Here is a 26,439-nt window from a genome sequence, read left to right as displayed (position 1 = left end):
AATTAGGGTGTGATTGGGGTAATTTGGTCATGATACAGGAGGTAATTTAACCAGCGCGTGTTGAAGAAATTTTTAATACATTAATTCAATTAAAATCTACAGTTTTGGTTTGGTATTAGTGTTAGAGAAGAAAATGATCGTAATAGTTTTTTCTCTACTTACTTTGTATGTAAAAAACCTGTTAACCCCTGTAAAGAAAATGTTTTGCCATACAGCATTATTCCTATTTCAGTTAAATTAGAAATTATAGTAAAAATTAATAAAATATAAAGATATGCCCAAAACTAAGGAGAAAATAGACGTAAAAAAGATAGTAATTACGATTGATATGGGTGCAAGTAAAACCAAGGCTATCGTTCAGGAGTATCCAGAGGGAAAGCCAGTTGTTTTACTTTTAGACTCAGAAATAGCAGATGTTGCTAAAGCCTCAGTTGAAAGCGTCCAACAAGAAGGTAGTCCTGAATCTCGTGCTTGGGTAGGGATAGGCGATGAGTATTTCGCCTTGGGAGAACTTGCCCGTCGTCGGTTTGGGGGTATATCGCAACTGAGGGAGTTAAAATACGAACTAGCAATCCCCAAAATTTGCGGAGCATTTTGGCTGGCTAAGGAGAAGTTGAACCTGGGTAATGATGTTGCAGCTTACCTGAGTGTCCTGCTGCCGCCGGGTGAAGTGCAAGACAAGGAACAGTTACAAATTCGGTTGAAGGATACGTTTCGGGGGTTTGATACACCAGCAGGTAAGATGCGGGTGAAAATGCTTCGTTATGATGCAGCTTCTGAGGGTAGTGGAATATTTTTCCACCGTAGGCGAACGCTTGGCGACAATATGCCTGCTTCCATGTATGTGATGCTTGGTTATCGTAACGCAAGTATTTTCACCTTTCGGAGTGGTTCAATTGGTGCGGGAATAACCAGTAATTTTGGTATGTATTGGCTGGTGAATAATTTCACTTCTAAGACATCGGGACTAAGCTCTGATAATTCCAATATTATTGAGGTACTGATAGAAGCTGGAGCCAGTTGTGACCCCCAGGTGATGAAGAAACTTTCACGCAAGCGCAAAGACGATGAGATTCAACTTGATGGCGAGTCGATGTCCAAAGCTTTATTACTTGCTAGAGATGAATATTGGCGTGCGATCGCTAGGTGGTTGCGCTCAAAGATGGATGAGGATATTGAAGAACTGGTATTTTGCGGAGGAACTGCGGATTACATTCGTCCTGAAATAGATGCTTACTTCCAGAAAGAGGGGATGAAAGTATCCTGGCACGGTAATATTTTTATACCTGATGAAATATCTTCTGGTATGGACAATCGGATGGCGGATGTCTGGGCTTTCCACCAGCACATGATTATTCAGTTTGATAAGTTGACTGGTTATATACGCTCTGAGGTTGTACCGTTAAATAAATCTGTTGAAGGTAATACAAATAATACAGGTGAAGAAGTCAAACGTAAGTATAACTTTACTCCTTGTGAGCGGCCTAGTACCTTTATTGCTGTAAACGAGAATGTTTGATAGGCTCAGACAAAAATCAGTTTAGTAAAAAAAAGAATCAGTTAGAATAAGGTGCTGCATAAAACAGTACTTTTTAACTGACTCTTTTAAAGTTTAGTATGGCTGTTGGTCTAGGATTTGGGAACAATCAACATGAGAATTGGTAATTTCTGGAAAGTGTTGAATTACAGAGTTAATTTGCTCCATTTCTGCATATTGTTGTTCTCGTCTTTTGCGGAGTTCCCATGATTTACGGTTATAAGCTAACAAGTCTTCCAAACTCATGTTGAATTTGTGTTTTGCGAAAGTCAACAATTGTTCTGTGGTGTAACGATAATCTTCAGGACGACCAAAACAAATTTCAAACTGAGTCTTAAAAGCCTTCCAGTCGAAATTATCAGACCCCAATTGCCGTTGTGATTCGCGTCCGTAAAGATCACGAATTGAATAGAAAATGGCGTTGTACTTACGCACATCAAATGATTCAACTTTGAATTGCTCCATTGTCGAATCATCGATTGTAGTAACTTTGAGTTTAGTGGATTTATTAGCAGCCATAGTTGTCTCCTAGATAGGTTTTTCACTCTTAGCTGCGTCAGCATTAGTAAAAAAATCCCACTTTTACAAGTGAGATGTTCTGTATAATTAAATGACTTCTAATTATTTTGCAGATAAACGTTTACGCTGTTGCCAAGTACGCTTTTAGGAATTAGTTTATCAGTATTTTTCGGCGAGACTTCTCTAAAAACTTTTAGTTTTTTTAACATTTCAAATTCAAATGTGTGTCTCGCCGAGGGATTTATCAAGCTCTATTTTGATGGGCTGTCTTGGTTGTTCATCATTCCCGGCATATTGTTCATCATTCCTGGCATCTTATTCATCATTGCTTGGCAACACTTACATCCTGTTTGGTTTGGCTGCTGTGGCGTTTGATTTGTTGGCGTTGTTCTTTGACTAGTGAGTACTTGAATTAGTTTTGCTTCGTTTATAGCCCTGGCGGATTGATTCGGTGTCACAGTTCCCTTGGGGGTGTTTGCAAAGGAAGCAGTAGTGGTTAACGTAAGCAATGCAAAACTAGTTACGGCTGCGCTCAATACTGTCTTAACGCCTGTACTAATGTTCATTTTTTTACTTTCCATTATTCTGTTAAATTAGTAGTTTCTGGGAAACTAAGGCCATTCTAAAGTCTCTATTCGGGTATAGAGTCAAGTAATAAATTTACGAGTCTCGGAAATTGTGAACAGGTATATCAGAGCAGGCAACTTCCTCAATCAAGCTACAAAGCTCTTTATTACAGGGATTATCCAAAGGCCGGTTTTCCCAACGTTGTTGATATGCCTCTAGCTCATCTTTCAGTTCCTTCATGCGATAAATTTGCTTCTCAAGATGAGCAATTTTTTGTTTGAGTAAATCCCGAACGAGGGGACAAGCAGGGTCGCCTTGGGAACGAATGCCTAGCACCTGTTGAATTTCAGACAGGGAAAACTGTAAAGATTGGGCTTTTTTGATGAATTGCAGCCTGTTGATTGCCTCACAGTCGTAATAACGGTAGCCACTTTCACTTCTTTCAACTGGTTTTATCAAGCCCAAGCCTTCGTAATACCGAATTGTTCCCACTGCCACATCAGTTTGCTTCGCCAGCTCACCAATTTTTAGCAGCTTTTTTGGGGATGATACTTCACAGCAAACTTGTTTCACGACAGCAATCATAGTTATTTACTACTATGTGTTGTTATAACTTTAAAGTCTATAGTCGGCTATAAAGTCAAGTAATAATTGGAAATTTTTGTGTAAAGTTTAATTACAATAATTGTAGGTAAAAATATTAGCTTAAAACTTGGCAATGCAGGCTTGCAACTTTTAGGGAATTATATATCCAATAAATTTTAATAAAGGTTATTTGAAAAATAATATTTACCTATGGGGTTGACTCTATAGCCAACTAGAGGCATCAGAATGAATGAGTAGAAAGAATTTTTGGTAGACATCATGACAAAACGTCAAATTGAGATTTTTACAGCTGACTGTCCTCTTTGTGATGAGACGGTGCAAATGGTGCAAGAACTGACTTGTCCTGATTGTGAAGTATCAGTTTATAACTTGCGACAAGAGCAAGAGAAAGCCCAGCAGTATGGAGTAAATGCAGTACCAGCGATCGCAATTAATGGAAAACTTGTCTTAACTGGTAAACCAAATCTAGAACAGTTGCGAGCAGCTGGTGTAGGTCAACCCCTAAATTAGAAGTAGTAATAAGCAGAGATTTACCACCCAAATGGGTGGTAAATTCACATAAGGTACTATGTACATATAAAGTTATAAACACAAGAATTTTGCACTTCTCGTTTTATTAATAAAACATCAGCTAAATTAAACAGCATCGATCCAAAAATCAGCAGTGATGATTTTGCCATTACGATTAAACTGACCCCAAAGCTTATACTTTCCTGGTTGCGGAAAGCTAGTCATAAAATGAACCTGTCCAGCAGGAGCATCTTTTAGCGCGTGAGCATGAATGTAATCTTCTACTTTCAATGAGGTTGACTGTCGCAGGATAACTAAATGTCCTTTTTCTCCCAAGTAAGGCTGCAAGTCTGTAAGCGGTTGATTGTTAGAAGCATCTTCTAATTTAAACATTAAAGTGACTTCTTTACCCGCTTTCACAGTAGGTTCAGAAACAGCAAGATTGACTTTAGTATCATTGAACGTTTTACTGCGATTTAGGTTAATTCCTGGGGCAGCAATACTGTTTCCAGGAACTTGTGTTTTCAACACTGAGATTTGTTCTGTTTGACCAGCAGGTTTGTAGTCACTAAAAAATGTGTAATTACCTGCTTGCGGAAAACTGGCTGTAACTTCAAACTGCCCATTTTCTTTATATGTGGGATGAAGATGACTAAAAAACTGAAGATCATCACTGACAAGGATGAGGTGCATGAGCTTTTCTTGGAAAGTGTCAAAATTTGCTATTGCTTTCCCATCCGAATCTTGAACACCAATTACTATCGGAATGTTTTTATTAGGTGTAATAATGTTTGGGACTTTGAGTTTTGCCTGGGTAAATGCTTTTTTCCCATCACCTGTGCCACTTGTTGAATGTTCTCTGTGATTAATCTCACCTATAGAATGTTCTTCATGCTGATTTGTAGCAGCAGATATTGGTTTTCCTTTGTCTCTAATTAATAAAGAGCAACTTTGAATTAGTATCAAAGTAGTAGTGATAGCAATTGTATTCAGAAATCTATTCATTGATTTTGCTCCATTTTTTAATGATTGAAGTTATTCAAAAGTCTCAATTCGTCTGGGGAGTTAATATGGCAAGCATTAGAACCACAACTTTTAGTTGCCAAGGTGCTAGTATTAAACTGACAATTAGGCAAGCAACTGTAGATAAACTTGTTAATTCTGCCATGTCATCAGTAGAATTTTTAAACAAATAATTAACTGCTAAACCAATCGTCAGTGGAATCAGAAAAAGTAAACTTATATAAGTCACCTCTCTTCTAAAAGCAGAAGGACTTTTCTGAAAGGAATATTTGACTATCAGCAGTTCATCCAATGCTAACTACTGATAGTAGAATAAACTCAAAAACCTAAACAGATGGATAGCCTATAGCAGCTATTACTTCTTTAATCTTAGTCTCAGGTGCTTGAGTTTCTATACTGACAAGTTTTGTTTTTGGATCAGCTTGCACTTTGGCTGTAGACTCAATTGATTGAATTGCTTTGGTGATAGTATTCGCACAAGCAGAACAAGCGAGTTTGGGAACTGTTAGTTGCAGTGTCATAGTATTAAATTCCTGAATGAAGATAACTAATTTTCTGAAAATTGTTGAATAGATATATGCTTAATCTACTCGACTAAAATTAGTTTAATTTCTCCAGCTTACGGGAGAGTCAATAGGTAAAATTAAAAATAACTAATTTCTTTATCAATTGATTTCTCTCAATAAGAAATCAGTACATCAACTTAGCTTAATGCGTTGATATACTGATAAAAAAATAAATGAACAGCTTGATTGTTTAATTTCTTTCAATAATAGGACAAATTGTTTTTTCAGGATTTTCAGGTATGGTTTCCCAACCAGAAACTAATCCTGATAATTCTTGTCTCAAAATCAGTAATTGATGAATTTGTTCATCAATAGCTTTAATCTTATCTTCTAGTTTAATTTTTATATGCTCACAAGGTAATTCCCCTCCATCATGAACATTTAAAAATTCCTTAATTTCTGACAAGCTTAATCCTAAGCTTTGAGCGCGTTTAATAAAGTGCAGTCGCTCCAAAACATCAGAGTTAAATAATCTAAATCCGCCTTCTGTTCTTGCTGATGATTTGAGTAGACCAAGTTCTTCATAGTAGCGAATAGTTTTAATAGGTACACCGCTAGACTTGGCAACATTACCAATGAGTTTTGGCTCTTCTTGGACTAGCATATTTAGCTGCTCTCATGTTAAATAAGTTTATTTACCTTATCTTAAACTCTCCAGTTAGCTGGAGAGTCAAGAGAGAACAGGATCATCTTGCTAATTATTTGCTACTGGATTATGTAGCAGGCTTTACTTCCACAACACCACGATACATTTTCATACCGCAAGTGAACTGATATTCACCAGGATACTTAGGAGTAAATTCTACTGAAGTAGTTTGGTTAGGAGCAAGGTCAACGGCTAAGTCAAAGTCCGGTATTAGCAATTTATCAAAGCACTTGCTCAGATTGTGACGTTGGAAGTCCAATCTTACTGGTTGTCCCGCCTCTACAATTACTCGCTCCGGTTTATAACCCTTTTCAACCGTAATAGTCGCTTCTTGATTGCCTTCTGATGTTTTCATTGCTTTTGTTGCTGACTCTGTAGGCAAAGAAAGCTCTGGTTGAATCTGGTGAGTAGATTGAGAAGTAGTTACTGAGGTTGTTTTTGCAGTCGAGTCAGTAGGTTGAACTTCTATAACTCCTCGGAACATATTCATACCGCAGTTGAAGGTATAAGTACCTGGTTTGTCGGATGTGAACTCAATGGGTGTAACTTCGTTGAGTGGTAGGTTTTTGGCAATATGGAAATCAGGTAGGCGTATCTCTTCAAGACAACTACTAGGGTCACGGCGTAGGAAATTAAGGCGGACTCTTTGACCTGCATTGACTAGAATTCGACTAGGTTCATAGCCTCCATCTACAGTAATGCCAACTTCTTGAATACCATCACGGGCTTCGGCTTTTTGAGACTTTGGTTTACTTAGGAGAAACCACCATATCTCTAGTCCGATTAACCCCAAGCCGGCTGTTGTAACTGCACCTTTTACCCACAATGGTTGCTCAATGTGACGGAACTGGCTTGTCTTTGCTTGCTCAGTAGCTGGCATTTGATGATTCATCTGTGCAACTACTGGATCTAAGGCCACACTGAATGCCAATCCCAAGCCTGCTATACTGCTAAGAATTACTTTACTCAACATTTGCTAGCTCCTTATCCTACTGATTTAGCTTGGAATTTACGCAGACGTAGGGCATTTGTCACCACTGAAACTGAACTAAATGCCATTGCTGCACCTGCAATGATGGGGTTAAGTAACCAGCCGAAGATGGGGAACAGAATACCCGCAGCGATGGGAATGCCAGCAACGTTATAGATAAAGGCGAAGAATAGGTTTTGACGAATGTTACGAATTGTGGCGCGGCTGAGTTGAATGGCAGTGACTATGCTTCGTAAATCACCGGAGATGAGTGTAATGTCACTAGCGGCGATCGCTACATCTGTACCAGTGCCAATTGCCATTCCGACATCGGCTTGAGCTAGTGCTGGTGCATCATTGATACCATCTCCAACCATTGCTACAATCTTTCCTTCTGATTGTAGTTTCTGCACTGTAGCGGCTTTTTGGTCGGGGCGGACTTCTGCCAAAACACGCTTGATACCAACTTCACGGGCAATGGTTTCGGCGGTGCGGCGATTATCACCTGTGAGCATCACCACCTCTAAACCCAGTTTTTGCAAAGCACTAATTGCTTGTATGGAGGTAGGTTTGATGGCATCAGAAATCCCCATTAATCCCTGAATTTGTCTGTCAACCGCAATCCAAATTGCAGTTTTACCCAGATATTCCAAACGCTCTTTATCCTGTTGTAAGGCTTGGGTGTCGATGCCTAATTCTGACATCCAGCGTTGTGTACCAATTTGCACAAGATGACCAGAAACTATACCTTGTACACCACTACCTGCTACAGCTTCAAACTCCTTGACCGAAGCTAACGTCACTTCTTGAGATTGGGCGTATCTCACAACCGCTTCTGCCAATGGATGTTCGGAATTGCGTTCCACAGATGCCGTAAGTTGCACCAACCTGATTTCGTTACCATTAGCAGTACCATTGACGGTGACAAAATCGGTGACTGTTGGTTTACCCTGAGTGATGGTTCCAGTTTTATCTAGTACTATTGTTTGAATCTTGTGCGCTAGTTCCAAGCTTTCAGCACCTTTAATCAAAATGCCATTTTCTGCACCTTTACCCGTTCCTACCATTACAGATGTCGGTGTGGCTAAACCCAGCGCACAAGGACAGGCGATAATTAGTACCCCAACAGTGGTAATCAGTGCCAAAGTCACGTTGCCTGTAAAATTAAACCAAATGATGAAAGTGAGCAGTGCGATCGCAATCACCGCAGGCACAAACCATCCAGTTACTTGGTCTGCTAATCTCTGAATTGGGGCTTTTGAGCCTTGAGCTTGCTGTACTAATTGGACAATCTGCGCCAGCACAGTATCACTTCCGACTCGTGTTGCCCGAAACTTAAAACTCCCAGTTTTGTTAATAGTAGCTCCAATCACTTCATCGCCTGGTTGCTTTTTGACAGGCACGCTTTCCCCTGTTACCATCCCTTCATCAATTGTGGATGCTCCCTCAATAACTTCCCCATCAACAGGAATTTTCTCGCCAGGACGAACCAGTATCACATCTCCAATAATTACTTCTTCAATTGGGACATCTACTTCTCGTCCATTGCGAATCAAACGCGCTGTTTTAGCTTGTAACCCAATCAGCTTACGGATAGCTTCTGAAGTTTGTCCTTTAGCGCGATTTTCAAATAGTCTTCCTAGCAGAATTAGGGTAATAACGACCGCAGCAGTTTCATAATACACATCTGGTGTTAACCCCTGATTGATGAAAAAGCTGGGAAATAATGTGGGAAATAGCGAATAAAAATATGCTGCACTTGTACCCAAAGCAATTAGGGTATCCATTGTGGCAGCATGACGTTTTAAAGCTTTCCATCCATTAATGTAGAAGGAGTAACCACACCAGAACTGTACTGGGGTAGTGAGTATCAACTGTACCCAAGGATTATGCAGCCATACTGGGATCAAGGGTAAGTGCAACCCTGTCATCATAGGCAGTGAACCTATAACCAACACAGTGCTAATGATGCCTCCCACCGCCACTTTTCGCATTAAATCGCGGGATTCTCTTAAGCGATGTCTTTTCTCGGCATCATCGTCTCCCGCCATCAGGTTTTGTTTTTGGAGTGGATAGGCAGAATAACCTGCTGCATCTACTGCCTCTTGAATGGCTTCTAAATCAGTTCTTCTGGGGTCATACTCAATTGTTGCCTGTTCTGCTCCAAAATTCACAATACATTCATCGACACCGGGGACAGAATTAATCGCGTCTTCAATGCTGCTGGCACAAGAGGCACAACTCATGCCACGCAGTTTGAGTGTGGTATTCTCCATCTGACTCCTCCAGTTACTAAATAGCGTTAACTAATAACTAACTGATTTCATCTTGAATGCTCCAGTTCACTGGAGAGTCAAGAGGCCATCTGAAGAATTTTTTTATGCACATATTAGATGCAGCTTTGTGAGTGCTTACACTTAGAGATGTAGATGGTGAATATGCGATCAAATTGCTATCAATACCAGCAGCGTCAGTCTGAAGTTGCTGTTCGTGGTGCTAAGGTTATCTTTGCTGACTGCCGCATTTTTAAGCACAGTTTGCAGCAAATACTACACGGCAGCCAGCTAGCTTTGACGATGACTTAGGCAGTTGCCATTGCCATTTGGCGGCAAGAATCAGCGCATCGACGGCACATCTGAGCGCAGGCTTTCATTTGAGCATCGTCACCCATGCGATCGCACTCATCAGCACACCGTTGACATAGTTCAGCACAAACGCCGCAGGTACGAGAATGTAAGTCAGAAGCTCGAAGCATGAAATTAGCACTTGTATTGCAAATTTCAGCGCAATCAAGCATTAATCGAATATGAGTAGGTTCGGCGTGATGACCACCTTTTTGTAGGCAGTAAGTCACGGTATTTAAACAAATGCTATGGCAGTCTAAGCAGTTTTGAATACATTGTTGCATCTGCTGGTTCACTTGACTCAAGGTGAGTTCTTGTATAGCCATGTATTCACCCTCTTGAAATTTTTTAGGTTTACCAAAGGCAATAACGCCTTTAGACTCACCTTAAAGATTTGCGAAGGCGATCGCGTCATACCAATGAGGTAATAAATATTTCTAGCTACTGAGGTATAGGGATTTCATGCAGATTTCATGTTGATATGCACTCGTATATCTGTACTACTAGCACGAACCCTGATTTCATCCTAATTTCATTTTTGACTGTCAAACTATGTAGTAAGTGCAACAGTCGCTTTGTGAATAGCTAGTTATCTGGGCAATTTTATTACCCAAGCCAAAGATAAATAACCCAAGGGGTTGACTCTCCAGCCAACTGGATATTTGAAAATGCAATCAGGAAATATTTAGATGAACCCTATGCAACTTTCTACTCTGAAAAATAGCTTTTTGTCATTGACTTTGGTAGCGATCGCCTCTGTTCCTAGCAGCTTCTTGACAGCCTGTTCTACAACTGCTTCCCAAAACCAAAGCCAAACACCAAACCCTACTACCACCGCTACCGATACTGGTGATAAGCAACCGATGAACCATGACGGCATGATGAATCATGGTAGCGGTATGAACCACAGCATGGCAATGGATTTAGGCCCAGCCGATGCTAACTATGATTTGCGGTTTATAGATGCGATGATTCCGCACCATCAGGGGGCAACGGTAATGGCCAAGGAAGCACAGCAGAAATCGCAACGCCCTGAAATCAAAAAGCTAGCAGACGAAATTATTAAAGCACAAAACCAAGAAATTACGCAGATGAAACAGTGGCGTACAGCCTGGTATCCCAAAGCGGGAGATAAACCAATGGCTTATGATGCCAAAATGGGTCATGACATGGAGATGTCTTCTGAGCAAATGCAAGCCATGATGATGAACATGGACTTGGGTGCAGCTGATACAGAATTTGACCTGCGTTTTATTAACGCAATGATTCCGCACCATGAAGCAGCTGTAGTTATGGCGAAAGATGCCTTGCAAAAGTCTCAACGTCCTGAAATTAAAAACTTGGCTCAAGAAATTATCAAAGCGCAAGACACAGAGATTAACCAAATGAAACAGTGGCGCAAAGCTTGGTATAACCAGTAGTCTCAAATTTCAATTTCTACTTAGAAGCGGATATAAAGTTTGCCGACGCAATTGAGAATTCTGGATGTCAAAGAAAGCTAGTTTCTTAATTCTCAATTTCATGTCAATTTCATTTTGAGATGAAAGACTGAGAATGATGTGCAGAAAAATCTCCTAAAAAAAGCTAGCTTGTTTTACCAAATATAAATACCCGATCGCCTTCCTTTGCCCTCATACTTAAGGATCTTTGATAGCGATGCCAAACTCTTTGCGTTTCCAACCAATTGTTATCATACGTTGTGTTTCTGGTACACTTGTTAGCCTGCTGTTATTAGCAAGCCCCATAGTAGTTTTAGCCCACGGCGGACATGGAAATGAATTTCAAGGAGACAGTGAAGCCACCCCAGCAACTAGTTCCATTCAAGTTGATACTCAAACTGCCCAACGGTTAGGAATTAAAGTTGAGCCAGTTAAACGCCAACAACTAGCCGTTGGTATTAAAACAACTGGGCAAATTGAAACTTTACCCAGCCAAAGAGTGGAAGTGACTACCCCAATTTCCGGGGCAAAAGTAGTTGAGTTGTTAGTAGAACCCGGTGCAAACGTCAAGAAAGGTCAACCTGTAGCTGTTGTATCCAGTCCTGACTTGGTGGAACTGCGCGTTAACTCCCAAGAAAAACTAGCACAAGGTCAAGCTGATTTACGGCAAGCACAAGCTGACTTGAGGCTAGCCCAGCAGAATTACGATCGCTATCAGCAAATAGCCGCAGCAGAAATCGCTCAAGCACAGAGCCAAGTAGCATTTGCTCAAGAAAAGTATAACAAAGACAGACAGTTAGCTGATTCTGGTGCTTTGCCACGTCGTACAGCCTTAGAATCCCAAACCCAGCTAGCAGAAGCTAAGGCTAAACTAACCACAGCTAACAGTCGCCGCGATGTCATCGAAGCTGAGGCTAAACTCAAAACGGCTCAATCATCTGTTGAACTAGCCAAATCAAAAATTCAACTTAGTAGCACCACGTATCAAACTCGCCTGTCTCAATTAGGAAACCGGGCTAATACTAAGGGATTGGTGACGATAACTGCTCCGATTACCGGCAAGGTTGCTGATAGGGAAGTTACTCTCGGTCAATCATTTCAGGATGCGGGTGGCAAATTAATGACGATTGTGAATGATAATCGGGTTTTTGCCACAGCGAATATTTATGAAAAAGATTTAGATAAAGTTAAGACTGGTCAACGGGTAAGCTTGAAGGTAGCTTCTGTACCTAATCGCACCTTTAATGGAAGAATTGCCGTAATTGAATCTGTGGTAGCAGGTGATACGCGCGTTGTGCCTGTGAAAGCCGAAATAGATAACTCCAGTGGAGTTCTCAAACCTGGAATGTTTGCTGAGTTGGAAGTGTTGACAAACCAAACTTCGTCAGATGTTTTGGCTATCAACAGTGCATCTGTGGTAGAAGCAAATGGCAAGAAACAGGTTTATGTGCAGAATGGTAACGCTTATCAACCTGTTGAAGTTACCTTGGGTCAAACTTCGCAAGACATGGTTGAGGTAAAAACTGGTTTATTCGAGGGTGATTTGATCGTTACCCAGCGCGCGCCGCAACTTTACGCTCAATCTTTGCGGGGTGATACCAAGACGACAGCAGACGAACACACCGAAATTCCTGCACAGGTAACGGAAACTAAAACTCCTAGCTTACCACTACCCTGGTGGATTGCCGCAGGAGGGGGAGCTACTCTAGCTACTGTAGCTTTTATGGCAGGTACTTTTTGGGCTGGTCGTCGCAGCAAACATCAATATCAACTAGCCACAGGAGTTGGCTATGTCACAGAAGAACATCTCAATAGTTCCGTTCCAGTAGAGCCATCACCAGAATTTAATGATAACCATCGGGTGGCGAGTCAAGATTCAGAAATCAAGATTGAGAAATAACAATGCTGAGTGCCATTATTAAATGGGCGATCGCTCGCCGTTGGTTAGTTATCCTGGGTACAATTATCCTGACAATTTGGATATTTCGGACGATTATCCAAATGCCCTTGGATGTTTTTCCTAGCTTTGCACCACCCCAAGTTGAAATTCAAACTGAAGCACCAGGACTCGCCCCCGAAGAATTAGAATCTTTAGTAACTTTACCAATTGAAAGTGCGATTAATGGTACTCCTGGAGTAACAGCAGTACGCTCATCTTCAGCAGCAGGAATTTCTGTCGTCAAAGTCATTTTTAACTGGGATACTGATATTTATCAAGCTCGCCAGTTGGTAACAGAGCGATTACAACAAGCTCAAAGTAAGCTGCCATCAGGGGTAGAAACTCCGCAAATTTCCCCTACAAGCTCCCCTATCGGCACTGTATTACAATATGCCTTCACCTCCCAAAGCACTCCTTTAATGGAAGTGCGGCGAATTGTTGATTGGCAAGTGACAAATCGCCTGTTAGCTGTGCCTGGTGTTAGTCAAGTTGTAGCGTATGGTGGCGATGTTCGCCAATATCAAGTATTAGTCGATCCAGCGAAGCTAAGAGCCTTTAATGTCACTTTGGAAGACTTAGAGCAAGCAGCCAAAGCTGCTAATATTAACGCTCCTGGTGGCTATTTAATTACTCCTGACCGAGAAAAGTTAATTCGCGGGATTGGAAGAATTGAATCTCTTGAAGAATTACAGCAATCAGTAATTACTGCCCGCAATGGTACGCCTGTCAAAATCTCAGATATTGCTGATGTGCAAATTGGTGCAGCTATTAAACGAGGTGATGGCAGTTTTAACGGTCAGAAGGCAGTTATTGTAATGGTTAATAAACAGCCTCAAGCCGATACTCCTACTGTCACCCGTGCTATTGAAGCAGCGATGTCAGAGATTCAAGCAGGATTACCCAAAGATATCAAAGTCACCCCAACATTTCGTCAAGAAAACTATATTGATTCTTCTATTGAAAATGTTAGAGAAGCTTTAATTGAAGGCAGTATTATTGTTGCTTTAATTTTAATTCCTTTTTTAATGAATTGGCGCAATTTAGCTATTTGTTTAACTGCCCTACCTTTATCTTTATTACTAGGAGTACTACTACTAAATTGGTTGGGACAAGGTTTAAATACTATGACATTGGGAGGGTTAGCAGTCGCAATTGGTTCAGCCGTTGATGATGCGATTGTTGACGCTGAAAACGTCTACCGTAACTTGCGAGAAAATAAATATTCCCCTAACCCACGTCCAGTTTTAGATGTTGTATTTGATGGCTGTCAAGAAGTACGCGATTCAGTATTTGGAGCTACCATCATTACCATAGTTGTCTTCTCTCCAGTTTTCGCTTTGGCTGGTGTAGAAGGTAGCATTTTTATCCCAATGGGATTAGGCTATATGGCAGCAGTTATCGCCTCTAGTATCACGGCATTGACGGTAACTCCGGCTTTATGTGCAATTTTACTACCTTATGGTCGTTTGCCAGAAACAGAACCTTGGGTTGCAAGATTTTTTAAGGGGCTGTATCGTCCTCTACTAACATTTTCTCTGCGGCGTTCTGGAATTGTTATAGGTGCTGCGATCGCTAGTTTGGTAGCTGCGGTTGTAATTGTCCCCTCGTTTGGCAGAATATTTTTACCAGAGTTTCAGGAGCAAACTTTGGTGAATACATTAACTCTTTATCCAGGGGTTTCTCTGGAAGCTACCAATGCAGCTGGTGAAACACTTCAACATGCACTCAAGGGAGATTCTAGATTTCCCTACGTGCAATTGCGTTCTGGGCGTGCGCCAGGAGATGGGGATGCAGCCGGGGTGAATTTGGGACACTTGGATATCGAGTTAAGCGACGCAGGAATGAAAGATAGGGAGGGGACGATTGAAAAGTTACGGGAGGAATTTGCTAAGTTACCAGGGGTAGCGCCAAATATTGGTGGTTTTATCTCACACCGCATGGATGAAGTGTTGTCTGGGGTGAGAAGTGCGATTGCTGTCAAAATCTTCGGCCCCGATTTAGAACAACTCCGCACAGTTGGACAACAAGTTGATGATGTCATGAAAACCGTGAATGGGATTGTAGATTTACAACTAGAACCCCAAATACCGATTGAACAAATACAAATTAAGTTCAATCGACCTGCTGCTTCACGGTATGGTTTGACAGTAGGCAAACTGTCTGAAATTATCGAAACTGCCCTGAATGGACGAGTAGTATCTCAAGTTTTAGAGAAACAACAAACTTTCGATTTAGCTGTATGGTTAAAACCAGATGCACGGCAGAATTTGGATACTATTCGCAATTTGTTAGTTGATACTCCTAACGGTCAAAAAATTCCTTTAGCACAGGTTGCCACAATTGAAAATGGTACTGGTCCTAATACTATAAATAGAGAGAATGTATCCCGCTTGATTGTTGTTTCTGCTAACGCTAATGGTAGGGATTTGCGCTCCATTGTCAATGAAATTCAAGCTAAAGTCAAACAGCAAGTACAGATACCTGCTGGTTACTATATTCAGTATGCGGGACAATTTGAAGCAGAAGAAAGAGCGACTCAAAATATTTTAATATCGAGTGCGATCGCCTTTGTTGCAATCACAGTAATTATGTATCTTTCTGTCAAATCTATTCCCTCTACTACCATGATTATGATTAATTTACCTTTAGCATTGGTGGGAGGAGTATTCTCAGTGGCTTTGACAGGTGGAGTAATATCCATTGCTTCTCTAGTTGGTTTTGTTACTTTATTCGGAGTTGCTACCCGTAATGGTTTGTTACTTGTGGATAATTACAACACCAAATTTGCGGAAGGTATACCAGTTAAAGAAGTTCTGATTAAAGGATCAATGGAACGTTTGAATGCCATTTTGATGACAGCTTTTACCTCTGCTTTAGGATTAGCACCTTTAGTAGTTGAGAGTGGCCCAGGAAAAGAAATCTTACAACCACTTTCAATAGTGGTGTTAGGTGGTTTATTTACTTCTACAGCATTAACTTTGATGGTCTTACCAGCTTTATATGCCAAGTTTGGTAAGTTCTTGTTACCTAAGCGTACTATGTCGATTGTAGAGGATGGCAAAGTACCAAAAGCAGTTTTTGAGCAATGATAAATATCAGAGGAATTTTATCTTTTAGAATCTTTGATGAAACTTCCAAATATAATTGTTTCCCTTGAGTAAATTTTGATTCATCTTAATACTTTCAGTACAAAAGGTGTTAGTAATCAGGTTAATGAAGAGTTCCATATATTCACTATGACCGAAACCAAAGTTCGCCAGCAGTATGACAAGCTAGCAGCAATATATGACCAACGCTGGAATAGTTATGTTGCAAATACGCTTTCATTTCTGAAAGACTGGACGCAAATATCTCCATCAACAACTGTGCTGGATGTTGCCTGTGGAACAGGTGAATTTGAACGGTTATTGTTAACTGAGAACGCAACGCAACGTATAACTGGAGTAGACATTTCAGAGAAGATGCTGCTTGTCGCTCGACAAAAACTTCAACTGTATCCCCATGTCTCGTTTCATACTGCTAGCGCGTCGGCGTTGCCATTTGAAAATAATAGTTTCGATGTGGTTGTATCTGCCAATTCGTTCCATTATTTTGATGACCCAAATGCCGCATTAGTAGAGATGAAACGTGTATTGAAACCTGACGGTAAAGTAATTATTTTGGATTGGTGCAAAGATTATTTATTGTGCCGCCTTTGCGATTTTATATTAAAGTTGGTTGATCCTGCTTATAAGCAGTGTTATACCCAACTTGAATTTCACAATTTACTCAAATCTGCACAGTTTGATATTGAGCGAGCGACAAAATTTCATTTTGGTGTAGTGTGGGGAATGATGGTTGCTACAGCGACACCACAACCATGACTAAAAATAAAAAATACGACGTTGCATAAATGCGGAATGAATTGGTGGTTGAAACTATTAAAAATGCGTTCCCAATTAGGTGAGATTATCTCATGATATGGCTAACGCCAAGTTGCGCTAACAGCAACGCTAAAAATACTACACCCCTTCTAGAAAATAGCAGAGTGGTGAAAATAGTCTTGTCAAGACTATTTTCCAGCTTTGATAAATATGCCCCCTCCCCCCATTAGTGTTAAAGTATTACCATAAAAGACTTTTATAACTATGCCCCTTGATAAATGAATACCTTGACATTTTTCCGCAGCTTGAGAAATCCGGTATTTGCAAGGCTGTATACTGCTCAAACCACTAGTTTATTGGGTGATGCACTTACTTGGGTGGGTTTAGCCCTTCTGGCTTTTAACTTAGCTGGAAAGAATGCGGCGGTTGTACTTTCAGTAGCTTTAACTCTGCGTGTTACCGCTTTTGTATTGCTGTCCCCTCTTGCAGGTGCGATCGCAGACCGCTTCGACCGTAAGAAAATCATGGTCATTACCCACATATTTAGAATGTTAATTGTGGGTATGTTGCCTTTCGTGACGCAGATTTGGCAAGTTTACATATTAATATTTGCGCTGAACGTTTTTAATGCTTTTTTTACCCCAACTTACCAAGCCACAATTCCATTAGTCACGGGTGAGAATGACTATGCAGGCGCGATCGCTCTTTCGTCGGCTACTTACCAATTGCTTGGTGTACTTGGCCCTGGTATCGCTGGAAGTGTCGCCGCCTTCATTGGTGCAAGACAAGTCTTCTTTTTGGATGCTCTCAGCTTTGCGATGGCGTACCCGCCCGCCGGAGGCGATCGCGGCAGTCTTAATCTTCACTTTACCAGGTCAGCTCGTCGTTGCACAAAATCAACAGCCTTCCAGAACAACACGCCGAACATGGGGAGACATTAAAGACGGTACAACTCGCCTGCTTACAGATGCACCTATTCGTTACGCGCTAGCGATGCAGTTAGTCGCATCAATTGCCGGAGCGCAAATCTTAGTCAATACTGTTGGCTATGTCCAAGGTACACTTAAGTTTGGAGAAGTGCAGTACGGCTGGGTGATGGCAGCTTTTGGGATTGGTGCAACTCTGTGTGCAGTTATTTATGGTACGTTCAATAGAAGTTTGCCGCGTACAACGTTTGTTTTTATTGGTGCAACTTTGATCACCTTGGCTTTATTACCTGCCAACTACGCAAATTTAACAGTATTGATGGTCTTATGGTTGGTAGCAGGTGCGGGGCAAAATTTAGTCAACTTACCTACTCAGACATTAATTGCAGACCGTATCCCGACTGCTATACAAGGGCGAGTTTATGGCGCACACTTTGCCTGGAGTCATCTTTGGTGGGCAATCTCTTACCCTCTTGCGGGTTGGTTAGGAAGTCACTTTGCTGAACGTGAGTTTATTTATGGTAGTTTAGTAGGCTTGATGCTGCTAGTGGTAGTGCAAATTACTCTCTCGCCTCATCCACATGAACACGAACATCTACACTATGTTACTGTGCATAAACATAAACATATCCATGATGAACACCATCAGCATAACCACGATGAGGGGATAAATATAGGCGAACCTCACAACCATCCTCACGAACACACGAGGATTCTTTATCACACTCACCCTCACACTAGGGACATTCACCATCGCCATAGTCATTGAACTGTTGTTGATAATATTCCGATCAGATATTGGTTGAAACTTATCAGAGGGTTAAGATGAAGCACTATCACTATCTTTTAAACCGAATGCTGCTTGCCACTTTTGGGGATGACGCGGCACTAAAATTCTGACATCGGGGTCTGGTAATCCAATATTCGCTTTTTTCAACGCAGCAACGATCGCCTGTCTGACAGCTGATGTAGTAGCGACAAAATCAGAACGCCGCGAATCTGTCCAAAAGCGCGTTTCAACTACAATGTCATCTTGTTCTAAATCTCGTATCCGCACAGAAACCCCCGGCTCATCAAGTACCTCTTGTGTTGCTTGGGCTGCATTTTTTAATACAGTAACTACTTGTTGTAGATCGCTATCGTAACCAATGAATAGTTCGACACTGCTACGACGGATAGGTGCAGCTGTGTTGTTAATGATCCGAGAAGTAAACACTTCAGCATTAGGAATTAGTACCACGCGACCATCGTAGGTACGAAGTTGGGTAGCACGCAATTCTATACGCTCAACGTTTCCTTCAGTTTCGCCAACAACAATTTGATCGCCCAACTCAAAAGGACGTAAGACAAGAATTAGCATACCACTAATAAAGTTGGAGATGATATCCTTGAGGGCAAATCCCAAAGCAAGGCTAGTTAATCCTAATCCAGTCGCCACAGCCTGGGGATCAAAGCCAAAAGCATCGAGGGCAACTATCAAACCGAGTGTCCAAACGGCGTAATATGCAACCTGCTTAATCAGGTTTTCAACGGTCAAATCTTCAACAATGTGGCGGAAAATAATTCGCATCAGCCAGCGTATGAATGTGGCTATTGCCCAGAAAAGACCAATTACTAAAATAGCAGCGATCGCACGCGGAATAATTGTGATGGCAGATTCTATCAGTCGCCCAAAAGCAGTCTCTACCGATGCTTGTACTTCTGCTACAAATCGCCCCCAAGGCGAAAGGCGGCGTTGACTTGCTCGTTTAAGAGCAGTATCAATTGCTTGTGACCATTGGATAGCTAGCGCATCAACGGTTGTTAAATTGTCTTGAGCATCTGTTGAAGTTAGAGTAACAATTGGTACTCCCGCACTAGTAATAACGCGCTGTTGCTTATCTTGGGAAGTTTCAATCTGAGGTGGAGAAATTGCTGTTGGATTTTCTAATAACCGATTCATGCGTCGTTCGATTTGCCTTGCTCGATCTGATGCCTTGGTGTTATCCACTGCACTTACTCGGAACAATGCACGACCATCTAGACGTACTGTTACTCGTTCATCTTGCGCTCTCACAGAATTGGGTATAGTTATTGATATCACAATCAAAATGGTGAGTAAAAATACCCAAATTGTGCGAATCCGTGCTAGTTTGCTCAAGCGATTTGTGATTACTGTCCTGGTTCTTAGCCTCACAATTAAATTACCCTCGCAAACGTCCACTTAGCCACAAATCAAAATTTTTGATTTGCCTATTCATAAGATTAATAAATTACTGTTATTGCTTAAAAATAAAGCTATGGGCGATATTTGTCTTCATGCTTGCGAAAGAAACCCTGAAGCTAAAAAGGCATAATAGCTTAACACATTGGCATATTGTCTGTTTAGCAATTTTTTAACAGTGTGCGTAGGTGTAGCCCGCCAAAGGCATCGCCTCGCTATGCGGCTGCAAGAACAAACCCAACAATTAGAACAACTACAAGCACTACGCTATTCGTAAGAATTTTTTCAAATTGAGGTTTCTTGAGGGCGATAGAATTTCATTTTAATTTCATCGTCAAGTGTGATGATGAGAAATGCAATTAATTGTGATTTAACAATTACAGCTTTCTCTTAGCACCGAATTACCAGTCATCAACTCAAAGGTAACAGCAACAGTGACAACAAAAACTTTTCAAACCATCCCCCGTAATGTTTGGGTTTTAGGATTTGTCAGCTTGTTAACTGATATTAGTTCTGAGATGATTCATTCAGTGTTGCCACTATTTCTAGTTTCGGTATTAGGGGCAGATTTGCTGACAGTTGGCTGGATTGAGGGAATTGCAGAATCAACTGCTTCTGTACTGAAAGTTTTTTCAGGAGCCTTAAGCGATTATTTAGGACAGCGTAAGAGATTGGCTGTTGCTGGTTATGGGTTATCTACCCTAGTTAAACCCCTGTTCGCATTGGCAACTAGTCCTGCATCAGTATTAATAGCTCGTTTTGGCGATCGCGTTGGTAAAGGAATTCGTGTAGCTCCCCGCGATGCAATAGTAGCAGATGTCACCGATAGCGTTAATCGTGGAGCCGCTTACGGTTTGCGGCAATCTTTAGATACCATCGGCGCATTCACTGGGCCACTAGTTGCATTCATGTTGATGTATTTCTCAGGACAGAACTTTCGTCTAGTTTTCTGGTTAGCGGTGCTTCCCGGTATTTTAGCAGTAGCTCTTTTGGCAACTGGCGTGCGCGAACCTGGCAATAGAAATCATCAAAGACAGAATAATCCTCTACATTGGTCTGCTTTGCAAAGTTTAGGTAAAAGCTACTGGGTGCTAGTTGCGGTTGCATTACTATTTAATCTCGGTAACTCTAGCGATGCTTTTTTATTGCTGCAAGCGCAGCAAGCTGGAGTGTCCGCCTCACTAGTACCACTCACCCTGGTTGTAATGAATATAGCTTACTCCCTCAGTGCCTATCCAGTAGGATTGCTATCTGACCGCATTGGTAGATTGGGGTTACTAGTGAGTGGATTTTGTGTATATGCGTTGGCATATTTAGGTTTTGCATTTGTTAATGCTCCTTGGCAGGTGTGGGGACTGTTCGGGCTGTATGGGCTGCATCAGGGGATGAGTCAGGGCATATTATTAGCACTGGTAGCAGATAGAGTTCCGTCCCATCTACGAGGTACTGCTTTTGGGTTAATTAATTTGGCTACTGGTGCAGCGCTCTTACCAGCTAGTTTGTTGGGAGGTGTTTTGTGGCAAACAATCAGTCCAAAAGCAACTTTCATCGCTGGAAGTATTTTTGCTTTGAGTGCGATCGCATTACTGCTGGTATTTGAAAGTGGAAGATGGAAATCAGTAGATAAAGAGTAAAAATCTTCACTACCAGCCATCTCTTTCCAAGTTCTTGACTTTTTCTCTCTACGATAAACCTGCAAGTTTAGATAAAGTATGCGATCCAGCAGTAAGTAGGAGCAATAATGAACAAAGTTGCAAAGGTCACAATTTTCTTTTGGATTATGAAGATCATCGCCACGACGCTCGGCGAAACGGCAGGTGACTTCATCTCAATGTCTCTTGGGCTGGGTTATTACGTGGCCTTTGCCGTAACTTTTGCCATTCTGGCTATTCTCCTGTTTTTTCAAATTCAATCTGACAGATATCGTCCAGCCCTTTACTGGGTAGCTATCATTGCGACAACCACAGCCGGAACTGAAGTTTCAGACTTAATGGATCGCTCTCTCGGACTGGGCTACGCAATGGGATCGCTGATCTTGGTAGCCTGTCTCTTAAGTGTTCTGGCTATCTGGTATTATCGGGATCGGGATCTGAGCGTTTATCCGATCGCAAGGAAAGACGCAGAGACAACCTATTGGCTGGCAATTGTGTTCTCAAACATTTTGGGAACGGCCTTTGGTGACTTTCTAACAAGCAACTTAGGACTAAGCTATATCCAAGGCGCATTCGTGACGGCCAGCGTCATTGGTGTTGTCATTGCCCTTCACTACATAACTAAGTTGAGTGATGTCCTCCTATTCTGGCTCGCGTTCATCTTCACGCGACCCTTCGGAGCCACCTTCGGCGATTTTCTTACCAAACCAATCAAAGATGGTGGTCTATCACTGCCAAGGGGCTATGCTTCAGCGATCGCCTTTATCCTACTGGCGGTTGTCCTATTCTTTTCTGTACGAAAGGAGAAAAAAGTGCGTTACCCAATTGAGTGATACGTTTAAGCAGATAGATGACTTACCTCATAATAGGAACACCCCTCATCCTTAGAATCGTAGGTTTGCTAATTTTTCCCTTTCTGATTTTTGGCATAGCATCAAAGATATGAGAATCTTAATAGTTGAAGATGACGATCGCATCGCTAAACCCTTAGCTGAAGATTTAAAACACCAGCATCATGCTGTTGATATTGCTTACGATGGGATTGAAGGTTGGGAATATGCCGAAGCAGGTAATTATGATTTAATTTTATTAGATTTAATGTTGCCGCGCTTAGACGGAATTACTCTCTGTAAACGGTTACGTGCTTCTAATTGCAACGCTTTTATTTTGATGTTGACAGCACGCGATACAACGCCAGATAAAATAATTGGACTTGATGCTGGTGCAGATGATTATTTAGTTAAACCATTTGAACTAGAAGAATTAGCAGCACGAATTAGAGCTTTATCTCGGAGAAGTCCAGAAACTCGCCAATTAATTTTAATTCACGGCGATTTACAACTAGATTCTAGTAATTGTCACGTCACCTATGCAAGCAAGCCTCTATCATTAACACATAAAGAATATATGATATTGGAATGTTTTTTGAAAAACCCTACTCAAGTTTTAACTCGCTCTGCAATTTTAGATAAATTGTGGGAGTTTGATAAATTATCCGGGGAGGAAACCGTTAAAACTCACATGACAAATTTAAGAAAGAAACTCAGAGCCGTAGGAAGTTCAGAAGATTTTATCGAAACTGTTTATGGTGTTGGTTATCGTCTGTGTCCTAAGTAAGGGCAAAATTAGCTTATGTTTGAAAAAATTCGCCGTCGTTTACTGTTGTCTTATTTAATCGTATTATCATTAATCTTAGGTGGATTTGCAATTGCCGTTCGCATTGTCTTTACCCATAGCCTGCATAAACAACAAACAGAGAAACTTGCTGCATTAGCACAAGTCGCTGCTGCTAATGCCGAGTTTGATAACGGTAAAATTAAAATTGAAAATGACTTACCTCAAGATAAATTATTTGAAAATCATCAAGGATTAAACTGGTTTGATACTAAAGGTAATCTCATAGAAAAACAGGGACAAGATATTTTAAATTTACCTACTCATATAACAGAAGGAGAACAAATTACTACAGGTGGTAAAAATCGTATTCAGTCTGTTACTTTACCAATTATTAGTAGTGACGATAAACAATTCATTGGGTATGTAAGAGCCAGTCAATCTTTAGAAGAATTTGATGAAACTTTAAATAAATTAGATTTGGGGTTAGGCGGTGGAATTGTTGTAGCTTTGATTATTAGTAGTGTTGGTGGAGTTTGGCTGACTCGTCAAGCGATGCAACCAATTGAAGAAAGCTTTGAACGCTTAAAACAGTTTACTGCTGATGCTTCCCATGAACTCCGCAGTCCTTTAATGGCGATTAAAAGTAATGCAGGTGTAGCACTAAAGTATCCAGAAGGAATGCGAGAAACTGACGCAGAAAAATTTCAGGCTATTTCTAGTGCTACTAACCAAATGACTCGCCTCACTGAAGATTTACTATTTTTAGCTCGTTATGATAATATTCCTAACCGGAGTAAAGAAACTGTTAATCTTAGCTTAATTTTAAACGACTTAGTGCAACTATATCAACCACAGGCGATCGCTAAACAAATTAATCTCAAAAGTCAATTAACTGAAAAGCTTTATTTGTTAGGTGATACTAATCAAATAACACGACTATTTACTAATTTAATTCAAAATGCTATACATTACACCTCGTCAAAAGGAACGGTAGAAATCACAGCTAATCGTTCTGCTGTCGATATAGTAGTTAATGTCCAAGATACAGGTATAGGAATTGCACCAAAAGATTTAGAAAATATTTTTGAGCGTTTTTGGCGAGCAGATAAATCACGTTCTTATAATTCAGGTGGTTCTGGTTTAGGATTGGCTATAGCCCAAGCTATTGCTCAAAACCACGGTGGATTAATTACCGTCACAAGTCAATTGGGAATTGGAAGTTGTTTTACAGTGCGTTTACCAGCAAGTTCTCTTAATTAATGTTTATAAAACTGTCTAACCAAGTACGATAGTACAGCTAGATTAACCATAAAGACTAAAAATTTGAAAATCGTTACCCCTTTAATTAACTCATAGATTTCGGGAGGTATACTAATACCAACTAGTCCAATAACTAATATCTTTGCCCAAGTTTTTTCATACCATAAACCGATAGCCTCAATAGCTGTCACAACTGCGTATATTGCAGTGGCAACTCCACTAAATTTTAAAGTTTGTGGTTTGATATTAATAATTTTTTCTAGTAACCATTCAATAACTTCGCGTTTACCTTCCAATATGTAAGATTCGGAAAAGCCCACAAGGGTATCATGTTTTTTCAAAGCTAAAAGTAGAACAATAGATGTAGCTGTAAGTAGTAAAGCAACAAAGCCTTTATAAATAATAATTGCTATTAAACCTGGAGGACGTTTCTCGATCATTTAATTTTCCTGATTATCTCAATTTGCTAACTCTAATTTCCTGTATTAGAATATAATCATTTAAATTGGACGAAGCAATCGCATATAAATAAAGGAGATTGTTGAAAATAGTCCATCCAACAACCTCTTAGTTATCGGGACTTAGACAAAAATCAAGCCCAAATGTAACCCAAACTAGCTTTGTAAGCAGCAAACACGTCACAATTTAAGTTCAACCAATCAATAAATCGAAAAGACATGGCTGTTCTGAACGCTTCTAAAGCTTCAGTAAAAGTGTTTAAAGGTTTGTTTGCCCACCGTCGTCTTAATCCTCCAGTTAATTGATGCCAAAGAATAAAAGTGTAGGCACAAAAAACCAAAATAAAATGGCGCAGTAAACTCCTTTTATCTCGAACTTGATATTCTTTAAGTCCTAACCATCCTTTAGCTTCCCTGTAAAAAACTTCTACCCAATTCCTTTGAGAATATGTATCAACTATCCATTGTGGTGTAACAATTGATGAAGATATATTAGTGATGAAGTAGTCAATATCAGTGGCTGCTGAGAAAGTAGAAGCATTCATGACGATAGCAATATTTCGCTTTCCAGTTAAACTTGATATTTCTACTTCACAGGTTACTACCCATAATGTTTTGGGTTTCTCTAAATCTATTTGAATTTCTGTGAAAGCCTCTTTGGGTAAGCTCTGGGCTAATTCATCCAACCGAATTGTTTGTTGAATATTATCTGTTTGATTAATTGTTACTTTTCGATTTTTAGCTATCCCTCCTAAATATTTCAATTGCCGTTTTTCCAACTCTAATAAGAATGATGTATTGTTGCCATATCCGGCATCTACAATTACTATCCCAGGTTGATATTTTCTCTTTAGAGTTTTATCTATTAACTTGACTGCTAGTTCTGGTTTTTTCTCAAATAGAGGGTCTTTTTCCCTTGAGCTAAAGAATCAGCGTGTTGATATAACTCTATATCTAATGGTAAGCTTTTTCTGCCATCATATAAATGCGTTGTTACTACTACGATTCCATTATCTGTTTTGCCAATTTCTCCAATGTACTGTCTCCCCACACCAGCAGTAAAATTACCACTTTTTCTATGACCAGAATCATCAATTATTAAGCTAAAACCTCTACTAATTCTCGTTTGACTGCACTTATTCATGATTTCTAATCGACGCTCATTCACCTGCCCACTAGACCAAGGTGCTTCGGTCAAAAAGTGATGTAATCGGTGGTACGTTACACCTACAGCATTATCCGCCATTTGAAACAGGTTTTTTCTCTCACTTTCCCCCATTAATCCCCCTATATAGTGTCTAAACTCTCTTTTTTGAGCTTTATGACTAAACACATCATCAAATCTTTGACACCATCTTTCAAAGCACGGGGGCATCGCTGTGGGAGTGGTTTCTTTCATGAGCTTTTTCTAACGTGAAAGCTATGTTAGTTAAGCATTATACTCTTTTTTGATTTAATTTTTGTTTAAGTCTCGTTATTTACAGCTAAACATCACTTAAAATTAGTGATAAATT

Annotated in this window: 23 protein-coding genes and 2 pseudogenes; 13 read left to right on the top strand and 12 right to left on the bottom strand. The window is 40.5% G+C overall.

Annotated elements, in window-relative coordinates:
• The first annotated feature begins 274 nt into the window (after positions 1–274).
• Positions 275–1,519, top strand: coding sequence for a ParM/StbA family protein (locus HGR01_RS36950; RefSeq protein WP_045873758.1), 1,245 nt, complete (start codon positions 275–277; stop codon positions 1,517–1,519).
• A gap of 93 nt (positions 1,520–1,612) precedes the next feature.
• On the opposite strand, the gene HGR01_RS36945 is transcribed toward HGR01_RS36950, so the two are convergent.
• From HGR01_RS36945 to HGR01_RS36935, 3 genes are all read right to left on the bottom strand, one after another.
• Positions 1,613–2,056: a hypothetical protein gene (locus HGR01_RS36945; RefSeq protein ID WP_045873757.1), complete on the bottom strand. Its 444-nt coding sequence runs from the start codon at positions 2,054–2,056 to the stop codon at positions 1,613–1,615.
• Between the two features lie 251 nt (positions 2,057–2,307).
• On the bottom strand, positions 2,308–2,637 hold the full coding sequence (locus HGR01_RS36940) for a hypothetical protein (protein ID WP_235623120.1): 330 nt from the start codon (positions 2,635–2,637) through the stop codon (positions 2,308–2,310).
• Positions 2,638–2,716: 79 nt separating this feature from the next.
• A complete protein-coding gene (locus HGR01_RS36935) occupies positions 2,717–3,208 on the bottom strand; it encodes a heavy metal-responsive transcriptional regulator (RefSeq protein WP_045873756.1) in 492 nt (163 codons plus the stop codon).
• A 279-nt stretch (positions 3,209–3,487) separates the two neighbouring features.
• Between HGR01_RS36935 and HGR01_RS36930 the strand changes: the two genes are divergently transcribed.
• Positions 3,488–3,739, top strand: coding sequence for a thioredoxin family protein (locus HGR01_RS36930; protein WP_045873755.1), 252 nt, complete (start codon positions 3,488–3,490; stop codon positions 3,737–3,739).
• Positions 3,740–3,865: 126 nt separating this feature from the next.
• Here HGR01_RS36930 and HGR01_RS36925 read toward each other — a convergent pair whose 3' ends face one another.
• The gene (locus HGR01_RS36925) at positions 3,866–4,744 is read right to left on the bottom strand and encodes a hypothetical protein (RefSeq protein ID WP_045873754.1); all 879 of its coding nucleotides are present in this window, start codon (positions 4,742–4,744) and stop codon (positions 3,866–3,868) included.
• A gap of 65 nt (positions 4,745–4,809) precedes the next feature.
• Here HGR01_RS36925 and HGR01_RS36920 point away from each other — a divergent pair, with 65 nt between their 5' ends.
• Positions 4,810–4,935, top strand: a complete 126-nt coding sequence (locus HGR01_RS36920; protein ID WP_255325359.1) for a hypothetical protein — start codon at positions 4,810–4,812, stop codon at positions 4,933–4,935.
• A gap of 153 nt (positions 4,936–5,088) precedes the next feature.
• Here HGR01_RS36920 and HGR01_RS36915 read toward each other — a convergent pair whose 3' ends face one another.
• The 4 genes from HGR01_RS36915 to HGR01_RS36900 form a co-directional block, all read right to left on the bottom strand.
• Positions 5,089–5,283 carry a heavy-metal-associated domain-containing protein gene (locus tag HGR01_RS36915; protein ID WP_045873752.1) on the bottom strand — a complete coding sequence of 65 codons (195 nt, stop codon included), beginning with the start codon at positions 5,281–5,283 and terminating at the stop codon, positions 5,089–5,091.
• Positions 5,284–5,518: 235 nt separating this feature from the next.
• A complete protein-coding gene (locus HGR01_RS36910) occupies positions 5,519–5,932 on the bottom strand; it encodes a heavy metal-responsive transcriptional regulator (RefSeq protein ID WP_010993965.1) in 414 nt (137 codons plus the stop codon).
• 109 nt (positions 5,933–6,041) lie between these two features.
• Complete coding sequence (locus HGR01_RS36905; RefSeq protein ID WP_081584141.1) at positions 6,042–6,947, bottom strand: cupredoxin domain-containing protein; 906 nt, start codon at positions 6,945–6,947, stop codon at positions 6,042–6,044.
• Positions 6,948–6,958: 11 nt separating this feature from the next.
• Positions 6,959–9,220: a heavy metal translocating P-type ATPase gene (locus HGR01_RS36900; RefSeq protein WP_045873751.1), complete on the bottom strand. Its 2,262-nt coding sequence runs from the start codon at positions 9,218–9,220 to the stop codon at positions 6,959–6,961.
• Between the two features lie 162 nt (positions 9,221–9,382).
• Here HGR01_RS36900 and HGR01_RS36895 point away from each other — a divergent pair, with 162 nt between their 5' ends.
• The gene (locus HGR01_RS36895; protein ID WP_155539593.1) at positions 9,383–9,529 is read left to right on the top strand and encodes a hypothetical protein; all 147 of its coding nucleotides are present in this window, start codon (positions 9,383–9,385) and stop codon (positions 9,527–9,529) included.
• Here HGR01_RS36895 and HGR01_RS36890 read toward each other — a convergent pair.
• Positions 9,526–9,894 carry a four-helix bundle copper-binding protein gene (locus tag HGR01_RS36890; protein ID WP_045873750.1) on the bottom strand — a complete coding sequence of 123 codons (369 nt, stop codon included), beginning with the start codon at positions 9,892–9,894 and terminating at the stop codon, positions 9,526–9,528. The two genes, HGR01_RS36895 and HGR01_RS36890, sit on opposite strands and share 4 nt — an antisense overlap.
• A gap of 363 nt (positions 9,895–10,257) precedes the next feature.
• On the opposite strand from HGR01_RS36890, the gene HGR01_RS36885 reads away from it, so the two are divergent.
• From HGR01_RS36885 to HGR01_RS36865, 5 genes and pseudogenes are all read left to right on the top strand, one after another.
• Positions 10,258–10,989 (top strand): DUF305 domain-containing protein, encoded by a 732-nt coding sequence (locus tag HGR01_RS36885; protein ID WP_045873749.1) that lies wholly within the window; start codon positions 10,258–10,260, stop codon positions 10,987–10,989.
• A 235-nt stretch (positions 10,990–11,224) separates the two neighbouring features.
• Positions 11,225–12,907: an efflux RND transporter periplasmic adaptor subunit gene (locus tag HGR01_RS36880; protein ID WP_045873748.1), complete on the top strand. Its 1,683-nt coding sequence runs from the start codon at positions 11,225–11,227 to the stop codon at positions 12,905–12,907.
• A gap of 2 nt (positions 12,908–12,909) precedes the next feature.
• Positions 12,910–16,035, top strand: a complete 3,126-nt coding sequence (locus HGR01_RS36875; protein WP_045873747.1) for an efflux RND transporter permease subunit — start codon at positions 12,910–12,912, stop codon at positions 16,033–16,035.
• Positions 16,036–16,182: 147 nt separating this feature from the next.
• Complete coding sequence (locus HGR01_RS36870; protein ID WP_045873746.1) at positions 16,183–16,809, top strand: class I SAM-dependent methyltransferase; 627 nt, start codon at positions 16,183–16,185, stop codon at positions 16,807–16,809.
• A 278-nt stretch (positions 16,810–17,087) separates the two neighbouring features.
• A pseudogene (locus tag HGR01_RS36865) lies at positions 17,088–18,504 on the top strand (MFS transporter).
• Positions 18,505–18,555: 51 nt separating this feature from the next.
• On the opposite strand, the gene HGR01_RS36860 reads toward HGR01_RS36865, so the two are convergent.
• Positions 18,556–19,911, bottom strand: a complete 1,356-nt coding sequence (locus HGR01_RS36860) for a mechanosensitive ion channel family protein (RefSeq protein ID WP_045873843.1) — start codon at positions 19,909–19,911, stop codon at positions 18,556–18,558.
• A gap of 461 nt (positions 19,912–20,372) precedes the next feature.
• On the opposite strand from HGR01_RS36860, the gene HGR01_RS36855 reads away from it, so the two are divergent.
• From HGR01_RS36855 to HGR01_RS36840, 4 genes are all read left to right on the top strand, one after another.
• Complete coding sequence (locus tag HGR01_RS36855) at positions 20,373–21,572, top strand: MFS transporter (protein ID WP_045873745.1); 1,200 nt, start codon at positions 20,373–20,375, stop codon at positions 21,570–21,572.
• A 107-nt stretch (positions 21,573–21,679) separates the two neighbouring features.
• A complete protein-coding gene (locus tag HGR01_RS36850) occupies positions 21,680–22,423 on the top strand; it encodes a membrane protein (protein ID WP_045873744.1) in 744 nt (247 codons plus the stop codon).
• Positions 22,424–22,532: 109 nt separating this feature from the next.
• Complete coding sequence (locus HGR01_RS36845) at positions 22,533–23,207, top strand: response regulator transcription factor (protein ID WP_045873743.1); 675 nt, start codon at positions 22,533–22,535, stop codon at positions 23,205–23,207.
• A gap of 15 nt (positions 23,208–23,222) precedes the next feature.
• Complete coding sequence (locus HGR01_RS36840) at positions 23,223–24,467, top strand: ATP-binding protein (protein WP_045873742.1); 1,245 nt, start codon at positions 23,223–23,225, stop codon at positions 24,465–24,467.
• On the opposite strand, the gene HGR01_RS36835 is transcribed toward HGR01_RS36840, so the two are convergent.
• Positions 24,464–24,907, bottom strand: a complete 444-nt coding sequence (locus HGR01_RS36835; protein WP_045873741.1) for a DUF2127 domain-containing protein — start codon at positions 24,905–24,907, stop codon at positions 24,464–24,466. The two genes, HGR01_RS36840 and HGR01_RS36835, sit on opposite strands and share 4 nt — an antisense overlap.
• A gap of 152 nt (positions 24,908–25,059) precedes the next feature.
• A pseudogene (locus HGR01_RS36830) lies at positions 25,060–26,324 on the bottom strand (IS701 family transposase).
• Between the last annotated feature and the right edge of the window lie 115 nt (positions 26,325–26,439).

Origin of the sequence: Tolypothrix sp. PCC 7712, assembly GCF_025860405.1 — a bacterium.
GTDB classification, from domain to species: domain Bacteria; phylum Cyanobacteriota; class Cyanobacteriia; order Cyanobacteriales; family Nostocaceae; genus Aulosira; species Aulosira diplosiphon.
Note: the sequence above shows the minus strand (reverse complement) of the source record. Positions and strands in the feature narration are given on the sequence as shown.